General features: G+C 72.3%; 15 protein-coding genes. 7 read left to right on the top strand and 8 right to left on the bottom strand.

What is annotated here, in order from left to right:
- Positions 1 to 6: 6 nt before the first annotated feature.
- Positions 7 to 726: an RDD family protein gene (locus tag IE269_RS01890; RefSeq protein ID WP_189820889.1), complete on the bottom strand. Its 720-nt coding sequence runs from the start codon at positions 724 to 726 to the stop codon at positions 7 to 9.
- A 165-nt stretch (positions 727 to 891) separates the two neighbouring features.
- On the opposite strand from IE269_RS01890, the gene IE269_RS01885 reads away from it, so the two are divergent.
- Complete coding sequence (locus IE269_RS01885; RefSeq protein WP_189820888.1) at positions 892 to 1,239, top strand: DUF1330 domain-containing protein; 348 nt, start codon at positions 892 to 894, stop codon at positions 1,237 to 1,239.
- A gap of 7 nt (positions 1,240 to 1,246) precedes the next feature.
- Here IE269_RS01885 and IE269_RS01880 read toward each other — a convergent pair whose 3' ends face one another.
- Entirely contained in the window at positions 1,247 to 2,215 is a 969-nt protein-coding gene (locus IE269_RS01880) for a TetR/AcrR family transcriptional regulator C-terminal domain-containing protein (RefSeq protein ID WP_189820887.1), read from the bottom strand.
- 173 nt (positions 2,216 to 2,388) lie between these two features.
- Between IE269_RS01880 and IE269_RS01875 the strand changes: the two genes are divergently transcribed.
- The 3 genes from IE269_RS01875 to IE269_RS01865 all read left to right on the top strand — a co-directional run bounded on the left by IE269_RS01875 (position 2,389) and on the right by IE269_RS01865 (position 6,460).
- A complete protein-coding gene (locus IE269_RS01875) occupies positions 2,389 to 3,900 on the top strand; it encodes an MFS transporter (RefSeq protein WP_229897401.1) in 1,512 nt (503 codons plus the stop codon).
- Positions 3,901 to 4,240: 340 nt separating this feature from the next.
- A complete protein-coding gene (locus IE269_RS01870) occupies positions 4,241 to 5,506 on the top strand; it encodes an alpha/beta hydrolase family protein (RefSeq protein ID WP_189820886.1) in 1,266 nt (421 codons plus the stop codon).
- Positions 5,507 to 5,599: 93 nt separating this feature from the next.
- A complete protein-coding gene (locus IE269_RS01865; RefSeq protein WP_189820885.1) occupies positions 5,600 to 6,460 on the top strand; it encodes a GNAT family N-acetyltransferase in 861 nt (286 codons plus the stop codon).
- Positions 6,461 to 6,587: 127 nt separating this feature from the next.
- On the opposite strand, the gene IE269_RS01860 is transcribed toward IE269_RS01865, so the two are convergent.
- The 3 genes from IE269_RS01860 to IE269_RS01850 all read right to left on the bottom strand — a co-directional run bounded on the left by IE269_RS01860 (position 6,588) and on the right by IE269_RS01850 (position 8,872).
- Entirely contained in the window at positions 6,588 to 6,974 is a 387-nt protein-coding gene (locus IE269_RS01860; RefSeq protein ID WP_189820884.1) for a hypothetical protein, read from the bottom strand.
- Positions 6,975 to 7,014: 40 nt separating this feature from the next.
- Positions 7,015 to 7,680: a peptide-methionine (S)-S-oxide reductase MsrA gene (msrA, locus tag IE269_RS01855; protein WP_189820883.1), complete on the bottom strand. Its 666-nt coding sequence runs from the start codon at positions 7,678 to 7,680 to the stop codon at positions 7,015 to 7,017.
- Between the two features lie 85 nt (positions 7,681 to 7,765).
- Positions 7,766 to 8,872: a hypothetical protein gene (locus tag IE269_RS01850; RefSeq protein WP_189820882.1), complete on the bottom strand. Its 1,107-nt coding sequence runs from the start codon at positions 8,870 to 8,872 to the stop codon at positions 7,766 to 7,768.
- Between the two features lie 151 nt (positions 8,873 to 9,023).
- Here IE269_RS01850 and IE269_RS01845 point away from each other — a divergent pair, with 151 nt between their 5' ends.
- Complete coding sequence (locus tag IE269_RS01845; RefSeq protein WP_189820881.1) at positions 9,024 to 10,184, top strand: cystathionine gamma-synthase; 1,161 nt, start codon at positions 9,024 to 9,026, stop codon at positions 10,182 to 10,184.
- 6 nt (positions 10,185 to 10,190) lie between these two features.
- Here the strand turns inward: IE269_RS01845 and IE269_RS01840 are convergent, their stop codons facing one another.
- The 3 genes from IE269_RS01840 to IE269_RS01830 all read right to left on the bottom strand — a co-directional run bounded on the left by IE269_RS01840 (position 10,191) and on the right by IE269_RS01830 (position 11,534).
- Entirely contained in the window at positions 10,191 to 10,445 is a 255-nt protein-coding gene (locus IE269_RS01840) for a hypothetical protein (RefSeq protein ID WP_229897399.1), read from the bottom strand.
- Positions 10,442 to 10,918 (bottom strand): sigma factor-like helix-turn-helix DNA-binding protein, encoded by a 477-nt coding sequence (locus tag IE269_RS01835; protein WP_189820880.1) that lies wholly within the window; start codon positions 10,916 to 10,918, stop codon positions 10,442 to 10,444. Before IE269_RS01835 ends, IE269_RS01840 begins: the two co-directional genes overlap by 4 nt.
- Positions 10,919 to 11,030: 112 nt before the next feature.
- Positions 11,031 to 11,534, bottom strand: a complete 504-nt coding sequence (locus IE269_RS01830) for a MarR family winged helix-turn-helix transcriptional regulator (RefSeq protein WP_189820879.1) — start codon at positions 11,532 to 11,534, stop codon at positions 11,031 to 11,033.
- 187 nt (positions 11,535 to 11,721) lie between these two features.
- Between IE269_RS01830 and ilvA the strand changes: the two genes are divergently transcribed.
- Positions 11,722 to 12,951 (top strand): threonine ammonia-lyase, encoded by a 1,230-nt coding sequence (ilvA, locus tag IE269_RS01825; protein WP_189820878.1) that lies wholly within the window; start codon positions 11,722 to 11,724, stop codon positions 12,949 to 12,951.
- Positions 12,952 to 13,163: 212 nt separating this feature from the next.
- Positions 13,164 to 14,141, top strand: a complete 978-nt coding sequence (locus IE269_RS01820; RefSeq protein WP_189820877.1) for an ATP-binding cassette domain-containing protein — start codon at positions 13,164 to 13,166, stop codon at positions 14,139 to 14,141.
- The last annotated feature ends 7 nt before the right edge of the window (positions 14,142 to 14,148 follow it).

Here is a 14,148-nt window from a genome sequence, read left to right as displayed (position 1 = left end):
CTGCGGTCAGAGGTCCTTGCGGCGTACGTAGCGCAGGCCCGCCATGTCGTCGTAGAGGTCGCCCTCGACGTTGTCCCCGAGCGTGCCGCGCGGGGTGCTGCGGGAGCCGGAGGCCATCCGGAAGAAGTCCCGCAGCCAGTACCAGGGCTGGAGCGGGATCCAGCACAGCCCGCCCAGCCAGCGCACCAGCGTCCTGATCGGCCCGGGGCGGCCCCCGTCGGCGGCCCGCACCACGCGGATGCCGGTGATCAGCTTGCCGACGCTGCCGCGGAAGAGCAGCGTCAGCACGTACTGGTTCACCAGCGACGTCCCGACCACGGCGACCACGAGCACCCCGAACATCTCGGGCCCGCTCATCGTCGCCGCGTCCGGCGGGAAGATCCGGGGCCCGCCGAACAGGGCGATCATGCCGTCGATGGTGACGGCGAGGTAGCGCCGGCCTTCACCGGCGCGGGCGGGGACGCGGGGGCGCTGGGGCGGCTGGGGGTACTGGGGCTGCTGAGGGTGCTGGGGTGCGTGCGGCCCGTACGGATAGGGGTGCTGGCCCTGGGGCGGTGCGTACTGGCCCTGCTGAGGGACGTACTGGCCCTGCGGCGGTGCGTACTGGCCCTGTTGCGGGACGTACTGGCCCTGCGGCGGAGGGTACTGCCCCGGCGGGTACGGCTGCTGAGCGTATGGCTGCTGTGGGTGAGGGTGTGGCTGCTGCGGCCCCCGTGGATAAGTCATGCGCACATCATGACGCAGCTCCCCGGGCCTTTCCCCGCCCGCCTCTTTACCCCGCACGTAATCGACCCCGCCCACCCTCTGCGGCACGATTCAACTCAACGCGAGGAAGCCGGAGTTCGCACCCCCGGCAGACCCTCCGAGCAGACCCACCGAAGGGAACGGGACATGACCGCCTACGCCATCGCCCACATCGGCCCCGGCCCGATCAACGACGACGTCCTCACCTACGTCGAGCGCATGCAGAGCACCCTCGACCCCTTCGGCGGCCGCTTCCTCGTCCACTTCAAGGAGCACGAGGTCCTGGAGGGCTCCTGGCACGGCGCCCCCGTCCTGGTCGCCTTCCCGGACCTGGACTCCGCCCGCGCCTGGTACGCGTCCCCCGCCTACCAGGAGATCGTCCCGCTGCGCACCAAGCACCTCCCCGGCGACATCATCCTGGTCGAGGGCGTCCCCGAGGACTACGACCCCTCAAGGACCGCAGCCCGCATCCGGGAGGCGCAGGCGGAGAGCTGACAGACCCTCAAGAGGGCGCATTCGTACGGGAGATGAGCACCGCCACCCCGTCCAGGATCCGCTCCACCCCGAACGTGAACAGGCTCTCCAGGTCCAGCTCGAACCCGTCCTGCTCGAAGTACGAACTCAGGACCGGGAAGCCGCCCGCCGCCTGCACCTCCGCCGCGCGCGCCTCCTGGGTCGCGAGCCACTCCTCCGAGGTCATCCCGGTGTCCTGCCGGGCCCTGTTCTCCTGCTCCAGGGTCCCGGCCAGGCCCTGGGCGTGCCCGAACAGGGTGAGGTGGACGTGCATCATCTGGGACGGCGTGAGCCCCTGCCCGCTCAGCGCGTGCAGCACCCACTCCGTGTACCGCATCGCGTGCGGGGCGGCCTGCGGGCGAGTCAGCGCGGCCATCGCCTGCGCCATCCAGGGGTGCCGGACGTACATCCGCCACAGCCACCGCGTGGAGTACGTGAGCCGGGCCCGCCACCCGCCCAGTGCGGGCGACCCGAGCGGGCGCTCCGCGAACGCCGCCTCCGACATCAGGTGCACCAGGTCCGCCTTGCCGGGGACGTGCCGGTACAGGGCCATCGTGGAGGTGCCCAGCTCGGTGGCGACCCGGCGCATGGTGAGCGTGCCGAGCCCCTCCGCGTCGGCGAGCGCCACGGCGGTGCGGACGATCCGCTCCCGGGTGAGCGCGCCCGGCGCGGGTGCGTGCGCGGGCCGCGTGCCGGTCGTCGGTGGCGCCACGACCGTACCCACGCCCGGAACCGCCCGGACCAGGCCCTCCTGCGCGAGCAGTGCGAGCACCCGGCTGGCGGTGGCCATGGCGACGCCCCACTCGCGGGTGATCTCCCGGGTGGAGGGCACCCGGTCGCCGGGGGAGAGGTCGCCGGAGGCGATGCGGCGGCGGATCGCGTCGGCGATGCGGGCGGAGGGGGTGGCGGGGACAGCGGGAGCGGCGGGGGCGGCGGCAGGGGGTGTGTCGCGGGTCATGGCCGTACCGTACTAGTGCACTGCACTAGTGCACCAGGGCCCCAACTGCCCCTCTGCGGCAGTGCACTAGGTCGGCCCTGGCTGCTTCCGAGCCGGGCTGTTTATCTCGTACGCACAGAGCTTGCGTACGACGTACAGACAGCCGCACGCACCACACTCCTCGGGAGCCCGCCATGACCACCACCGCACCCCCGCCCGCCCCCGCGCCCCTCGCGGGTCGCCGCGAATGGACCGCCCTCGGCGTCCTGATGCTGCCGCTCCTCCTCGTCTCCATGGACGTGTCCGTCCTCTACTTCGCGATCCCCTACATCGGCCGCGACCTCGCCCCCAGCGCCACGCAGCAGCTGTGGATCCTGGACGTGTACGGGTTCGTGCTCGCCGGGCTGCTCATCACCATGGGGGCGCTCGGCGACCGCATCGGGCGGCGCAGGCTGCTGCTGTGCGGGGCGGCGGCGTTCGGGGCGGCCTCGGTGGCCGCCGCGTACGCCACCACGCCCGAAATGCTCATCGCCGTACGGGCGTTGCTCGGCATCGGCGGGGCGACCCTGATGCCCTCCACGCTCGCCCTCATCCGCAACCTCTTCCGTGACGCGGGCCAGCGGGCCAAGGCGATCACGGCGTGGACGGGCGTCATGACCGCCGGGATCTCCCTCGGCCCGGTCCTCAGCGGCCTGCTCCTGGAACACTTCTGGTGGGGCTCCGTCTTCCTGATCAACCTCCCCGCCATGCTGCTGCTCCTGGCCCTCGCGCCCTTCCTCCTCCCGGAGTTCAAGTCCCCGACGGCGGGCCGCTTCGACGTCACGAGTGCGGTGCTGTCCCTGGCGGCGGTCCTGCCCGTCATCCACGGCATCAAGGAACTCGCCAAGCACGGGCTGGAGTTGACCCCCTGCCTGTCCATCGTGGCGGGCCTTGCCCTCGGCCTGCTCTTCCTGCGTCGGCAGCGCACTCTCTCCTCCCCGATGATCGACGTCCCCCTCCTCCGTCAGCGCATGTTCGGCGGGGCGATGCTGGCGAACGTCATCGCGATGTTCGGGACGGTCGGGTTCGCGGTCTTCTTCACGCAGTACCTCCAGTCGGTGCGCGGCATGAGCCCGCTCGAAGCGGCGCTGTGGAGCCTGGTCCCGTCGGTCGCCGTGCCGGTCCTGGCGCCGCTGGGCGCGACGCTGGCCGCCCGTCTGGACCGTGCGTACGTGATGACCGGGGCCTTCCTCCTCGCTTCGGGCGGCTTCCTCTGGCTCACCCAGGTGTCCGTGGACTCCGCCCTCTGGTACGTCCTGACCGGCTGTGCGCTGTACGTCGGCGGGATCGTCGTGGCCATGACCCTGGCCAACGAGATGGCCCTCGGCGCGGCCCCGCCGGAGCGGGCGGGTGCGGCGGCGGCGGTCGTGGAATCCGGCACGGAGTTCGGGGGTGCGCTGGGGATGGCGATCCTGGGGAGCATCGGGGCGGCGGTCTACACGCGGGGCATGTCCGCCTTCGACCCCGCTCCGGTACGGGAAACCCTGGGCGGCGCGCTGGCCTCGGCGGCCCACTTGCCGCCGGCCTCCGCCGAACCCCTCCTCTCCGCCGCCCGCACCGCCTTCACCGACGGCCTGAACGTGGCTGCCTTCGGGGCGGCGGGGGTGATGGTGGGCGCGGCGGTCTTCTCCTGCTTGGTCCTGCGCGGGGGGTCCCGTGAGGGGTGAGGGTGGTCCCGGTTCCGTGCGGGTGCGTCGTGGCTGGTCGCGCAGTTCCCCGCGCCCCTAGATGGATGCCCTCCGGGCACCATCCCCCCTGGCGGCGAAGCCGCCCCCCTCCCTCTTCCCTCGTCCCCTTGGGCGGCGGGGCCGCCCCCCGGGGGCGGGACGGGCGGGCAAGGGGGCGGCCCGCCCGATCCGGGCCCGCCCCGGTCCCGGCCCCTGCCCGCGCCCCCCGGCACCGGCCCGCCCCCTCCCGGCCCGAGGGCCCGCACCCCCGACACGGGCCAGCCCCACCACCTCCCCACCCGAATCAACCCTCCACCCCCACCCCCTCGTCCCTCTCCACATGACCCGAACTCAGCCCAAGAGGCTTACCCGCCAGGGGAGTTGGCGCTCCGCCGCCCTCGCCGCAGCCACACTGGCCACCCTCGCCACCACCCCGGCCCAGGCCCAGTCCCCCGCCCAGGGGCCCACTCAGGGCCCCACCCCCCTCTCCATCACCCCCTTAGCCACCCGCACCCCCACCGAAATCACCACCTCCGCCCGCCAACACGGCTTCACCGGCACCGACCCCCAGTACCGCAAGGCGATCGTGCACCCCGTCACCACCTACCGCGTCCGCTACCGCACCACCACCCCTCAGGGCACCCCCACCACCGCCTCCGGCCTCCTCGCCGTACCGGTGACCGGCAAGGGCGAACGACCCCGCCCCCTCCCCACCGTCCTCCACACCCACGGCTCGATGACCTTCAAGGGCCGCGCCCCCTCCGTCGCCCCCCAGGGCCCGGACGGCACCGCCGCCCAGGTGTACGCGGCCGGCGGCCGAGCCGTACTCGTACCCGACTACCTGGGCCTCGGCGAGAGCCCCGACCGGCACCCCTTCATGCACCAGCAGTCCGCCGTCTCCGCAACCCTCGACCTCCTCGAAGCGGTCCGCTCGCTCCGCCAGTTCCGCCTCTCCGACGACACGTACGTCACCGGCTTCTCGCAGGGCGGCCACGTGGCGATGGCGGTGGGCCGGGCGGTGGCGTCCGGCGCGGTCCGCCACGCCCGCCTGAGCGGACTCCGTACCGGATCGGGCCCCTACGACCTCGAACACGCCGAACTCCCGTCCATGGCCGACGGATCCGTGCCGGGCCGCGCCGCCGTGATCCTCATCGCGTACGTACTCACCGCGCACAAGAACCTCCACACCCCGCCCCTCTACACGGACCCGGCCGAGGTCTTCCGCGCCCCGTACGCGGCCCGCGTCGAATCCCTCTTCGACGGCACCCACAAGGAGGAGGAGATCATCCCCCAGCTCCCCGCCACCCTCCAGGAACTCCTCACCCCCGCCTGGTACGCCAACCTCGCCCACCCCACCGGCAACTTCCTCCGGGCGATCCGCTCCATCGACACGACCTGCGCCTGGCGCCCGAACCTCCCCGTCACCCTCTACAGCGCGACCGGCGACCACGAATCCGTCATCGCCAACACCCGAAGCTGCGCCCGCCAGTTGAAGGCCCACGGCACCCGCCACGTCACCCTCGTCGACCAGGGCCCGACCACCAACCACTTCGGCGTCTTCCAGCACTCGATGCTGGACGTGGCACTCCACTTCCCCCGCACCTGACGGCACCCGACCACCGACCACCCCGAATCCCCTGCTCCTCACCTGGGCAGTGATCCCCTGCCCACACCCCCACCCCCACCCGAGGAGCGCCACATGCCCCCGCACCACCCCGAGGCCACCATCACCACCGCCACCGTCCAGGACCTCCACCTCACCCGAACCTGGGCGGAAGCCGAAGGCTGGAACCCCGGACTCGCCGACCTCCAGCCCTTCCTCGCGACCGACCCGCACGGCTTCCTGATCGCCCGCCGCCCCGACGACCCCACCCCGGTCTCCAGCATCTCGGTGGTCCGCTACGGCACCGACCACGCCTTCCTCGGCCTCTACCTGACCCGCCCCGACGTACGCGGCCAGGGCTACGGAATCCAGACCTGGAACGCCGGAATGTCTCGCCTCACCGGCCGCAACGTCGGCCTCGACGGCGTCGTCGCCCAACAGCCCAACTACCGCAAATCCGGCTTCACTTCCGCCTGGACCAACACCCGCTACGAAGGCGTCGTCCCCACCGACCCCACCCCCACCCCACCCGGCGTCACCCTCACCGACGCCACGACCCTCCCCTTCGCCCTCCTCGCCGCCTACGACCGCCGCTTCTTCCCCACCGCCCGAGACACCTTCCTCGCCTCCTGGCTCACCGCCCCGCACCGCACCTCACTCGCCGCCCTCCAGGACGGCCACCTCGTCGGCCTCGCCGTCCGCCGCACCTGCACGACGGCCTCCCGCATCGGCCCCTTCTACGCCGACACCCCCGCCATCGCCACCACCCTCCTGACCCACCTCGCCCAGAACACCCCCATCGCCCTCGACATCCCCGACACCAACCCCGCCGCCCTCACCCTCGCCACCGAACTCACCCTGACCCCCACCTTCGAAACCTCCCGCATGTACACGGGCACACCCCCACGCATCGACCACCCCGCCCTCTACGGCATCTCCACCCTCGAACTGGGCTGAGCACCCCGCACCCCGCCCCACCCCCGGCGATCTCCTCGACGTGGTCGACTTCAAGGATCGGCAGATCCCGGTCCGTGACGCCGTCGGGCCGGCCGCCGCAACCGGGATTCTCGCCCACGGGCCGCTGCTAGCCCCCACCACTGACAACGCCCCGCTCGAAGCCGGGCCGACGTTCGATCTCCAGCCCGGCCGCATCGGGCCACTCCGTGACCGGGTCGCCGGACGCGGAGTAGATCTCCAGCCCCGACACGTACCCCTCCGCCGTGAACAGCAGCACCCCGGCCCCGTACTCGTCATCCGCATATCCGGCCTCCACCACCGGCCGGTCGTGCCCGGGCGCCGCCGCCACGGCGCCCCGGTCCACCTCCAGGTCCACGGTCACGCACCCGCATCCGCACCGGCCCGTCACCCGCACATACGGAACCTGCGCACGCAGCGCGGCGAGGACCGGGCCCGGTCCGTCGAGCAGGGCGGTGAGGACGGCGGAGGCGTCGGGGGAGAGGGGTTCGTCCATCGGGCCATGGTTGCTGACCGGGCACGGGCCCGCCGGCCGCTTACCGCTCCCCGGCCGGAGCCACCCCGATCGGGCAGGAGACGCCCGTGCCGCCGATTCCGCAGTAGCCCGCGGGGTTCTTGTCCAGGTACTGCTGGTGGTACGGCTCGGCCGGCCAGAAGGGGTTGTCGGCGGCAGGGAGGATCTCCGTGGTGATGCGACCGTAGCCGTTGCCCGTGAGGACCTCCTGGTAGGCGTCGCGGGAGGACTCCGCCTCGCGCAGCTGCTCCAGGGAGTGGGGGTAGATCGCCGAGCGGTACTGAGTGCCTACGTCGTTGCCCTGGCGGAAGCCCTGCGTGGGGTTGTGGGACTCCCAGAAGAGCTTGAGGAGGGAGGCGTAGGAGACGACGGCCGGGTCGAAGACGACGCGGACGACCTCCGTGTGGCCCGTCAGGCCCGAGCAGACCTCCTCGTACGCGGGGTTCGGGGTCGAGCCGCCCTGGTAGCCCGCCAGGGTCGTCCACACGCCCGGGGTCTGCCAGAACTTCCGCTCCGCCCCCCAGAAGCAGCCCAGCCCGAAGTCGGCGATCTCCAGGCCCTCGGGGTACGGGCCCAGGAGGGGGTTGCCCAGCACCGTGTGGCGGGAGGGGACCTCGAATTCGGGGGTGGTGCGGCCCTTCAGGGCCTGCTCGGGGGTCGGGAGCTGCGGCGTACGGCCGAAGAGCATGGTTCCTCCAGGGGCACGGGTGGGTCGGTACGTACAACGGTGTGGGGGCGGCCGGGATTCCCGGCCGCCCCCACACACCGAGCGGTTACGGCCGCAGCGTCGCCGGGCTCCCGCCGTTGGACTCGTAGCCCGCGACCGCCAGGTTCCGGTGGAGGGTGTAGTCGGCGGCCGGGTCGGGGTTGTGGGTCCAGGGGAGCGCGCCCACGTAGCCGTCGACGGCGGCGATCTGCCGGACGGCCTCCGCCCAGCGTTCCGAGCGGACCAGGAAGAGGATCAGGAGGTGGCGGACGTGCGCCAGCATCGGGTCGTCCGGGCGGGCCGCGTGCACCGCGAAGAGCGCGCCCTCCATGGCCCGCGTCACCACCGCGCTCTGGTAGAAGCTGCTGACCAGGACCACCTCGGGGAGGTGGTCGTAGACGGAGAAGAGGGGGAGGGCCGCGAGGAGCGAGCCCTGGGGGGCGCGCGAGGCGGCCATGGTGGCGAACGAGTCGGACTCGGCGCGCGAACCGTGCCACTTCTCCGAGAGGTAGTGCAGGGCGACCAGGTGCGCCCCCATGTGCGTCGGTGCGCGGTCGATCACTTTCGCCCAGAGGCGGTCGAATTCGGGCCTGGGGTAGGCGAGTCCGCGCGCGATGGAGAGTTCGATGATGTACGGGATCGGGTCGCCGGGGGCGAGGAGGGCGGCCTGCGCGCACAGGTCGCGGGACTCCTCCAGGATGATCCGCCAGTCGTCCTTGTCGGCGGAGGACGACCGCCAGGCCTGCTGCACCAAGAATTCTGCGTGAACTTGTGCGCCGCCCGCGTCCTTGGGGGATTCGGAACGCCAGTCCCGCAGCCAGCGGCCCCCCTCGCCCGGTCGCTGGGCCAGTTCGAGGGACGCCGCGCCCGCGAAGGCCTGGACGCGCTGCCAGCGCACCTCGCCCTCCTTCGGCGTACCCGCGAGGAGCTGCTGCGCCGCCCGCCAGTCCTGCGTGCGCTGCACGACGTCGAGGACGTCCAGGAGGTCCTGGTCGGGGCCCGGAAGCCGTACGTCCAGGGCCTCCTGCCGTACGAAGCCGTAGCTCTCCGGATCGGCGGCGTCGGGCGATCCGGGCGCGGCCAGCCGGATGCCGCCGCTCCTCCTGCGCAGCAGGAAGGGGCCGAGGGCGGCGAACAGCACGCCCACCGCGATCAGGAACCAGAGAATGTCCATACGCACATTGTCCCGGACCGGGAGCGTTCCCTCCGGGCGGCCGTCGCGGCCCCGCCGCAGGCCCTCGCCATGTGTTCTGGAGTGGCCGATTCCGCAGCGCCGTTCCGCACAGCGGACGTCAGCGACCGGTGGGAGAACTACCCTCGGCCCCATGACTGATGAGCAGAGCCGCTCCGAGCGCGCCTTCGAGACCCTCGCCATCCACGCGGGCAACACCGCCGACCCCCTGACCGGCGCCGTCGTTCCGCCGATCTACCAGGTGTCGACGTACAAGCAGGACGGGGTCGGGGGCCTGCGCGGCGGTTACGAGTACAGCCGCAGCGCCAACCCGACCCGCACCGCCCTGGAGGAGAACCTCGCCGCCCTGGAGGGCGGCCGGCGCGGGCTCGCCTTCGCTTCGGGGCTGGCTGCCGAGGACTGCCTGCTGCGTACGCTCCTGTCGCCCGGCGACCACGTCGTCATCCCGAACGACGCGTACGGCGGCACCTTCCGGCTCTTCGCCAAGGTCGTCTCGCGCTGGGGCGTGGAGTGGTCGGTCGCCGACACCTCCGACCCGGCGGCGGTCCGGGCCGCGCTCACGCCCCGTACGAAGGTCGTGTGGGTCGAGACGCCCTCCAACCCGCTGCTCGGGATCACGGACATCGCCGCCGTCGCGGAGATCGCGCACACGGCGGGCGCGAAGCTCGTCGTCGACAACACCTTCGCCAGCCCCTACCTCCAGCAGCCGATCGCGCTGGGCGCGGACGTCGTCGTGCACTCGACCACCAAGTACATGGGCGGGCACTCGGACGTCGTCGGGGGTGCGCTCATCACCAACGACGCCGGAATCGCCGAGGAGTTGGTGTTCCATCAGAACGCGATGGGTGCCGTCGCCGGTCCCTTCGACGCCTGGCTGGTGCTGCGCGGGATCAAGACCCTCGCCGTACGCATGGACCGGCACAGCGAGAACGCGACGCGCATCGCCGACATGCTGACCGCCCACCCCAAGGTCACCCAGGTCCTCTACCCGGGCCTGCCCGAGCACGCCGGGCACGAGACCGCCGCCAAGCAGATGAAGGCCTTCGGCGGCATGGTGTCCTTCCGCGTCGAGGGCGGGGAGGAGGCCGCTGTCGAGGTGTGCAACCGGGCACGGCTCTTCACCCTCGGCGAGTCCCTCGGCGGTGTCGAGTCGCTGATCGAGCACCCCGGGCGCATGACGCACGCCTCGGCGGCCGGGTCCGCGCTGGAGGTGCCCGCCGATCTCGTACGGCTGTCGGTCGGCATCGAGTCCGGCGACGACCTGCTGGCCGACCTCAAGCAGGCCCTCGGCTAGACCGGGTCAGAACCCCTCCACCGGCGGCGTGAAGTCCGCCGGTGGAGCCTGCCAGGGGTGCACGATCGACGCCCACACCAGGAACGCGATCACCACCAGCGTCCCGATCACCCACCACACCCGCCGCAGCGCCCTGCGCCGCCGCATCTGCCGCGCACCGCGCTCGGTGGCCCGTACGAGCAGGTCGGAGGGTACGACGGGACGCGCCGCCTGCTCCAGGACCAGGCGGACCTCGTCGTTCTTGTGCCGTTGCAGGCTCACGACGTGACCACCTCGCGCGCCGGGGCCTTCGGTGCGTGCCGCCGCGCGTGGACGTGCGAGACCGCGCGGGCGCAGATCGCCCGGACCCGCTGCACCGGCAGCCCCAGCAGTGCCGCCGTCTGCTCCTCCGGGACCCCTTCGTACAGTCGCAGTACGAGGACGAGCCGCTCCTGCGGGGTCAGCGAGCCCAGCGGGCCGCCCCGGTGCCTGCGGTGGTGCCAGGAGGTGCGGGCGAACCGGCCCGCCAGCTCCTGCCGGGTGCGGTCGTACGGGTCCTCGCCGCGCAGGAACTCCCAGCGGGCGTACGCGCCGGCCAGCGCGGCGACCAGGAGGCTCTGGGCTCGCGGGTTGGCGTCCGCGGGCTCGGCCGTCAGCAGGGTCGAGACGTGCAGGAGCCGGCCTGCGGCGCCAGCGACGAAGGCCTCGAACTCCCTTGCGCGGCGCCGCTGTTGGGCCGCATCGCGCTCTCGCACCGTTCCTCCCCGTCCGGCTTCTTCTGCTCATATGAAGCCAGGCGGGGGTGCAGGTCAAGAGGCGGGCGCGGCGAGTGCGTGACGGTCCGTCAGCGGCGTCCGGCGAAAGGGCTCAGGAGGCGGCCGGCGGTTCGGCCGGGGCCGCGGCCTGACGGGCCGAGAGTGCCGAGTTGAACCGGGTCAGCAGCGTGGTGAACGCCTCCCGCTCGTCCTCGCTCCAGCCGTCCGTGACCTGCGCCATCAGCTCGCGCCGCGAGGAGCGGACCTCGTCCAGGCGGGACTGCCCGCGCGGCGAGAGCTGGAGCACGACCGCACGGCCGTCCTCGGGGTGCGAGGTCCGCTTGACCAGGCCGGTGTCGACGAGCGGGGCGACCTGGCGGGTCACCGTCGAGGAGTCGATGCCCATGCCCGCGGCGAGCGCCTTGACGCCCATCGGGCCTTCCTGGTCGAGGCGGTTGAGCAGCAGGTAGGCCGCACGGTCCATCGAGTTGCGGACCTGGCCGACGCCGCCGAGGCGGGTCTGTTCCGCGCGCCGGGCGAAGACGGCCACCTGGTGCTGAAGGGCATCGAGGAGACCGGCGGCGGGGTCGGTCGTCATGTCCTGGGTAGGGGGCATGGCTCGGGCTCTCTTCGTGCGGTGGTCGGGTTGGTGGGGCAAGGGTACGCGGGTGCGGGCACACACGTACCGGCGCTGCGCAAACCTGTGGACAACGGACCTCGCGGACCGGTCCCGCCGCAGGTCACCGAGGCTGCCCGTGAGACGGGCCGACGCCCGCCCCCGCCGGGCTGCCAGACTGGCCGCCATGAGCTTCCGCACGCCCGAACATGCCCGCAGCCTGATCCTCGACGACGTGCGCGGTGCGCAGAAGATGCTCTCCGGAGTGGCCCGCTGCACCCCGCTGGAGGGCAGCAGGCACCTCACGCACCTGGTGGGTGCCCCGGTCCACCTGAAGTGCGAGAACCTTCAGCGCACCGGCTCCTTCAAGCTGCGCGGCGCCTACATCCGCATCGCGGGCCTGCGCCCCGAGGAGCGCGCGGCGGGCGTGGTGGCCGCCAGCGCAGGCAACCACGCGCAGGGCGTGGCGCTCGCCTCCTCCCTGCTCGGCGTGCGCTCCACCGTCTTCATGCCGGTCGGCGCCCCGCTGCCGAAGGTGGCGGCCACCCGGGAGTACGGCGCGGAGGTGCGGCTGCACGGGCAGGTGGTGGACGAGACGCTGGCCGCGGCCCAGGAGTACGCCCGTGACACCGGGGCCGTCTTCATCCACCCCTTCGACCACCCGGACGTCATCGCCGGTCAGGGCACGGTCGGCCTGGAGATCCTGGAGCAGTGCCCCGAGGTGAAGACCGTCGTGGTCGGGGTCGGCGGGGGCGGGCTCGCGGCGGGCATCGCGATCGCGGTGAAGGCGCTGCGTCCCGACGTACGGATCGTCGGCGTGCAGGCGGCGGGCGCGGCCTGCTACCCGCCGTCGCTGGCGGCCGGGCGGCCCACCTCGCTGGACTCGCTCCAGACCATGGCCGACGGGATCAAGGTCGGGCGGCCCGGCGACGTACCCTTCGCGATCGTCAACGAGCTGGTGGACGAGGTGCGGACGGTCTCCGAGGACGAGCTGTCGAGCGCGCTGCTGCTGTGCCTGGAGCGGGCCAAGCTGGTCGTGGAGCCCGCCGGGGCGAGCCCGGTGGCGGCGCTGCTGAGCCGTCCCGAGTCCTTCGAGGGGCCGGTGGTGGCGGTGCTGTCCGGCGGGAATGTGGACCCGCTGCTGATGCAGCGCACTTTGCGGCACGGAATGGCCGCGGCCGGTCGGTATCTGTCACTGAGGTTGCGGCTGACGGACCGTCCGGGAGCGCTTGCGCAGCTTCTCGGGGCGTTGTCAGTGCTGGACGCTAACGTCGTTGACGTGGGTCACACCCGGGCCGATCCGAAGCTCGGACTCACGGAGGTGGAGGTGGAGTTGCAGCTGGAGACGAAGGGGCCGAAGCACTGCACCGAGGTGCGGGAGGCGCTCAGGGACGCGGGGTACGTGGTCGTGTCGTAGGAGCGGCGTCGTCGCGTCGCTGGTCGGGGGGCTGTTCCCCGGAAGTCCTTCCCCAGACGCGATGTATCGCGTTATGGTGTGTCTCGCGCTGCTGCCTCGCCGGGCGGCCCGGCCGGCCACCGCCGTCCGCCCCGGCGGCTCTCGCCGGGCGGTACGAACCCGGCAAACCTAATATTTCGCGTAGGACCACCCACACACATGGGGGAACCCTTATGCCAGGCGCCATCTATGCCGAGGGTCTGGTCAAGACCTTCGGCGACGTGAAGGCTCTGGGAGGCGTCGACCTCGACGTCCCCGAGGGCACCGTCCTCGGCCTCCTCGGGCCGAACGGGGCCGGGAAGACCACGGCCGTCCGCGTCCTGACCACCCTGCTCCAGCCCGACAGCGGCAAGGCCGTCGTCGCCGGGATCGACGTGCTCAAGCACCCCAACGAAGTACGGCGCTCGATCGGCCTCTCCGGCCAGTTCGCCGCCGTCGACGAATACCTCACCGGCCGCGAGAACCTCCAGATGGTCGGCCGCCTCTACCAGATGCCCAAGAAGGCGGCGAAGGCCCGCGCGGACGAGCTCCTGGTGCGCTTCAACCTCGCCGAGGCCGCCGACCGCACCGCCAAGACGTACTCCGGCGGCATGCGCCGCCGCCTCGACCTCGCGGCGGCCCTGGTCGTCTCGCCCCCCGTGATGTTCATGGACGAGCCGACCACCGGTCTCGACCCCCGCAACCGCCAGCAACTCTGGGAAGTGATCCAGGAGTTGGTCGCCGGCGGCACCACCCTCCTGCTCACCACCCAGTACCTGGAGGAGGCCGACCACCTCGCCCACGACATCTGCGTCATCGACCACGGCAAGGTCATCGAACGCGGTACGTCGGACCAGCTCAAGGCCCGTACGGGCGGCGAGCGCATCGAGGTCGTCGTCCACGAGCGCGAGCAGATCGCGGTCGCGGACGAGGTGCTGCGGGGCTTCGGCAAGGGCGACACCAAGGTCGAGCAGCACACCCGCAAGCTGACCGTCCCGGTCACCGGCGGCGCGAAGCTCCTCGCGGAGGTCATCCGCGAGCTGGACGCCCGTGGGGTCGAGATCGACGACATCGGTCTGCGTCGCCCGACGCTGGACGACGTGTTCATCTCGCTCACCGGGCACGCGGCGGAGACCGAGGCGACGGAGGAAGAGGAGGTGGCGGCGAAGTGAGCGCAGA

The sequence above is a fragment of the Streptomyces spiroverticillatus genome (genome assembly GCA_014650415.1).
Lineage (GTDB): Bacteria > Actinomycetota > Actinomycetes > Streptomycetales > Streptomycetaceae > Streptomyces > Streptomyces spiroverticillatus.
The sequence above is the reverse complement of the archived record's forward strand: the minus strand, read 5'-3'. Positions and strand labels throughout refer to the sequence as shown.

Coding starts and splice junctions, on each gene's coding strand:
- IE269_RS01890 (WP_189820889.1), bottom strand. CDS start 726: ATGACTTATCCACGGGGGCCGCAGCAGCCACACCCTCACCCACAGCAG.
- IE269_RS01885 (WP_189820888.1), top strand. CDS start 892: ATGACCGCCTACGCCATCGCCCACATCGGCCCCGGCCCGATCAACGAC.
- IE269_RS01880 (WP_189820887.1), bottom strand. CDS start 2,215: ATGACCCGCGACACACCCCCTGCCGCCGCCCCCGCCGCTCCCGCTGTC.
- IE269_RS01875 (WP_229897401.1), top strand. CDS start 2,389: ATGACCACCACCGCACCCCCGCCCGCCCCCGCGCCCCTCGCGGGTCGC.
- IE269_RS01870 (WP_189820886.1), top strand. CDS start 4,241: ATGACCCGAACTCAGCCCAAGAGGCTTACCCGCCAGGGGAGTTGGCGC.
- IE269_RS01865 (WP_189820885.1), top strand. CDS start 5,600: ATGCCCCCGCACCACCCCGAGGCCACCATCACCACCGCCACCGTCCAG.
- IE269_RS01860 (WP_189820884.1), bottom strand. CDS start 6,974: ATGGACGAACCCCTCTCCCCCGACGCCTCCGCCGTCCTCACCGCCCTG.
- msrA (WP_189820883.1), bottom strand. CDS start 7,680: ATGCTCTTCGGCCGTACGCCGCAGCTCCCGACCCCCGAGCAGGCCCTG.
- IE269_RS01850 (WP_189820882.1), bottom strand. CDS start 8,872: ATGGACATTCTCTGGTTCCTGATCGCGGTGGGCGTGCTGTTCGCCGCC.
- IE269_RS01845 (WP_189820881.1), top strand. CDS start 9,024: ATGACTGATGAGCAGAGCCGCTCCGAGCGCGCCTTCGAGACCCTCGCC.
- IE269_RS01830 (WP_189820879.1), bottom strand. CDS start 11,534: ATGCCCCCTACCCAGGACATGACGACCGACCCCGCCGCCGGTCTCCTC.
- ilvA (WP_189820878.1), top strand. CDS start 11,722: ATGAGCTTCCGCACGCCCGAACATGCCCGCAGCCTGATCCTCGACGAC.
- IE269_RS01820 (WP_189820877.1), top strand. CDS start 13,164: ATGCCAGGCGCCATCTATGCCGAGGGTCTGGTCAAGACCTTCGGCGAC.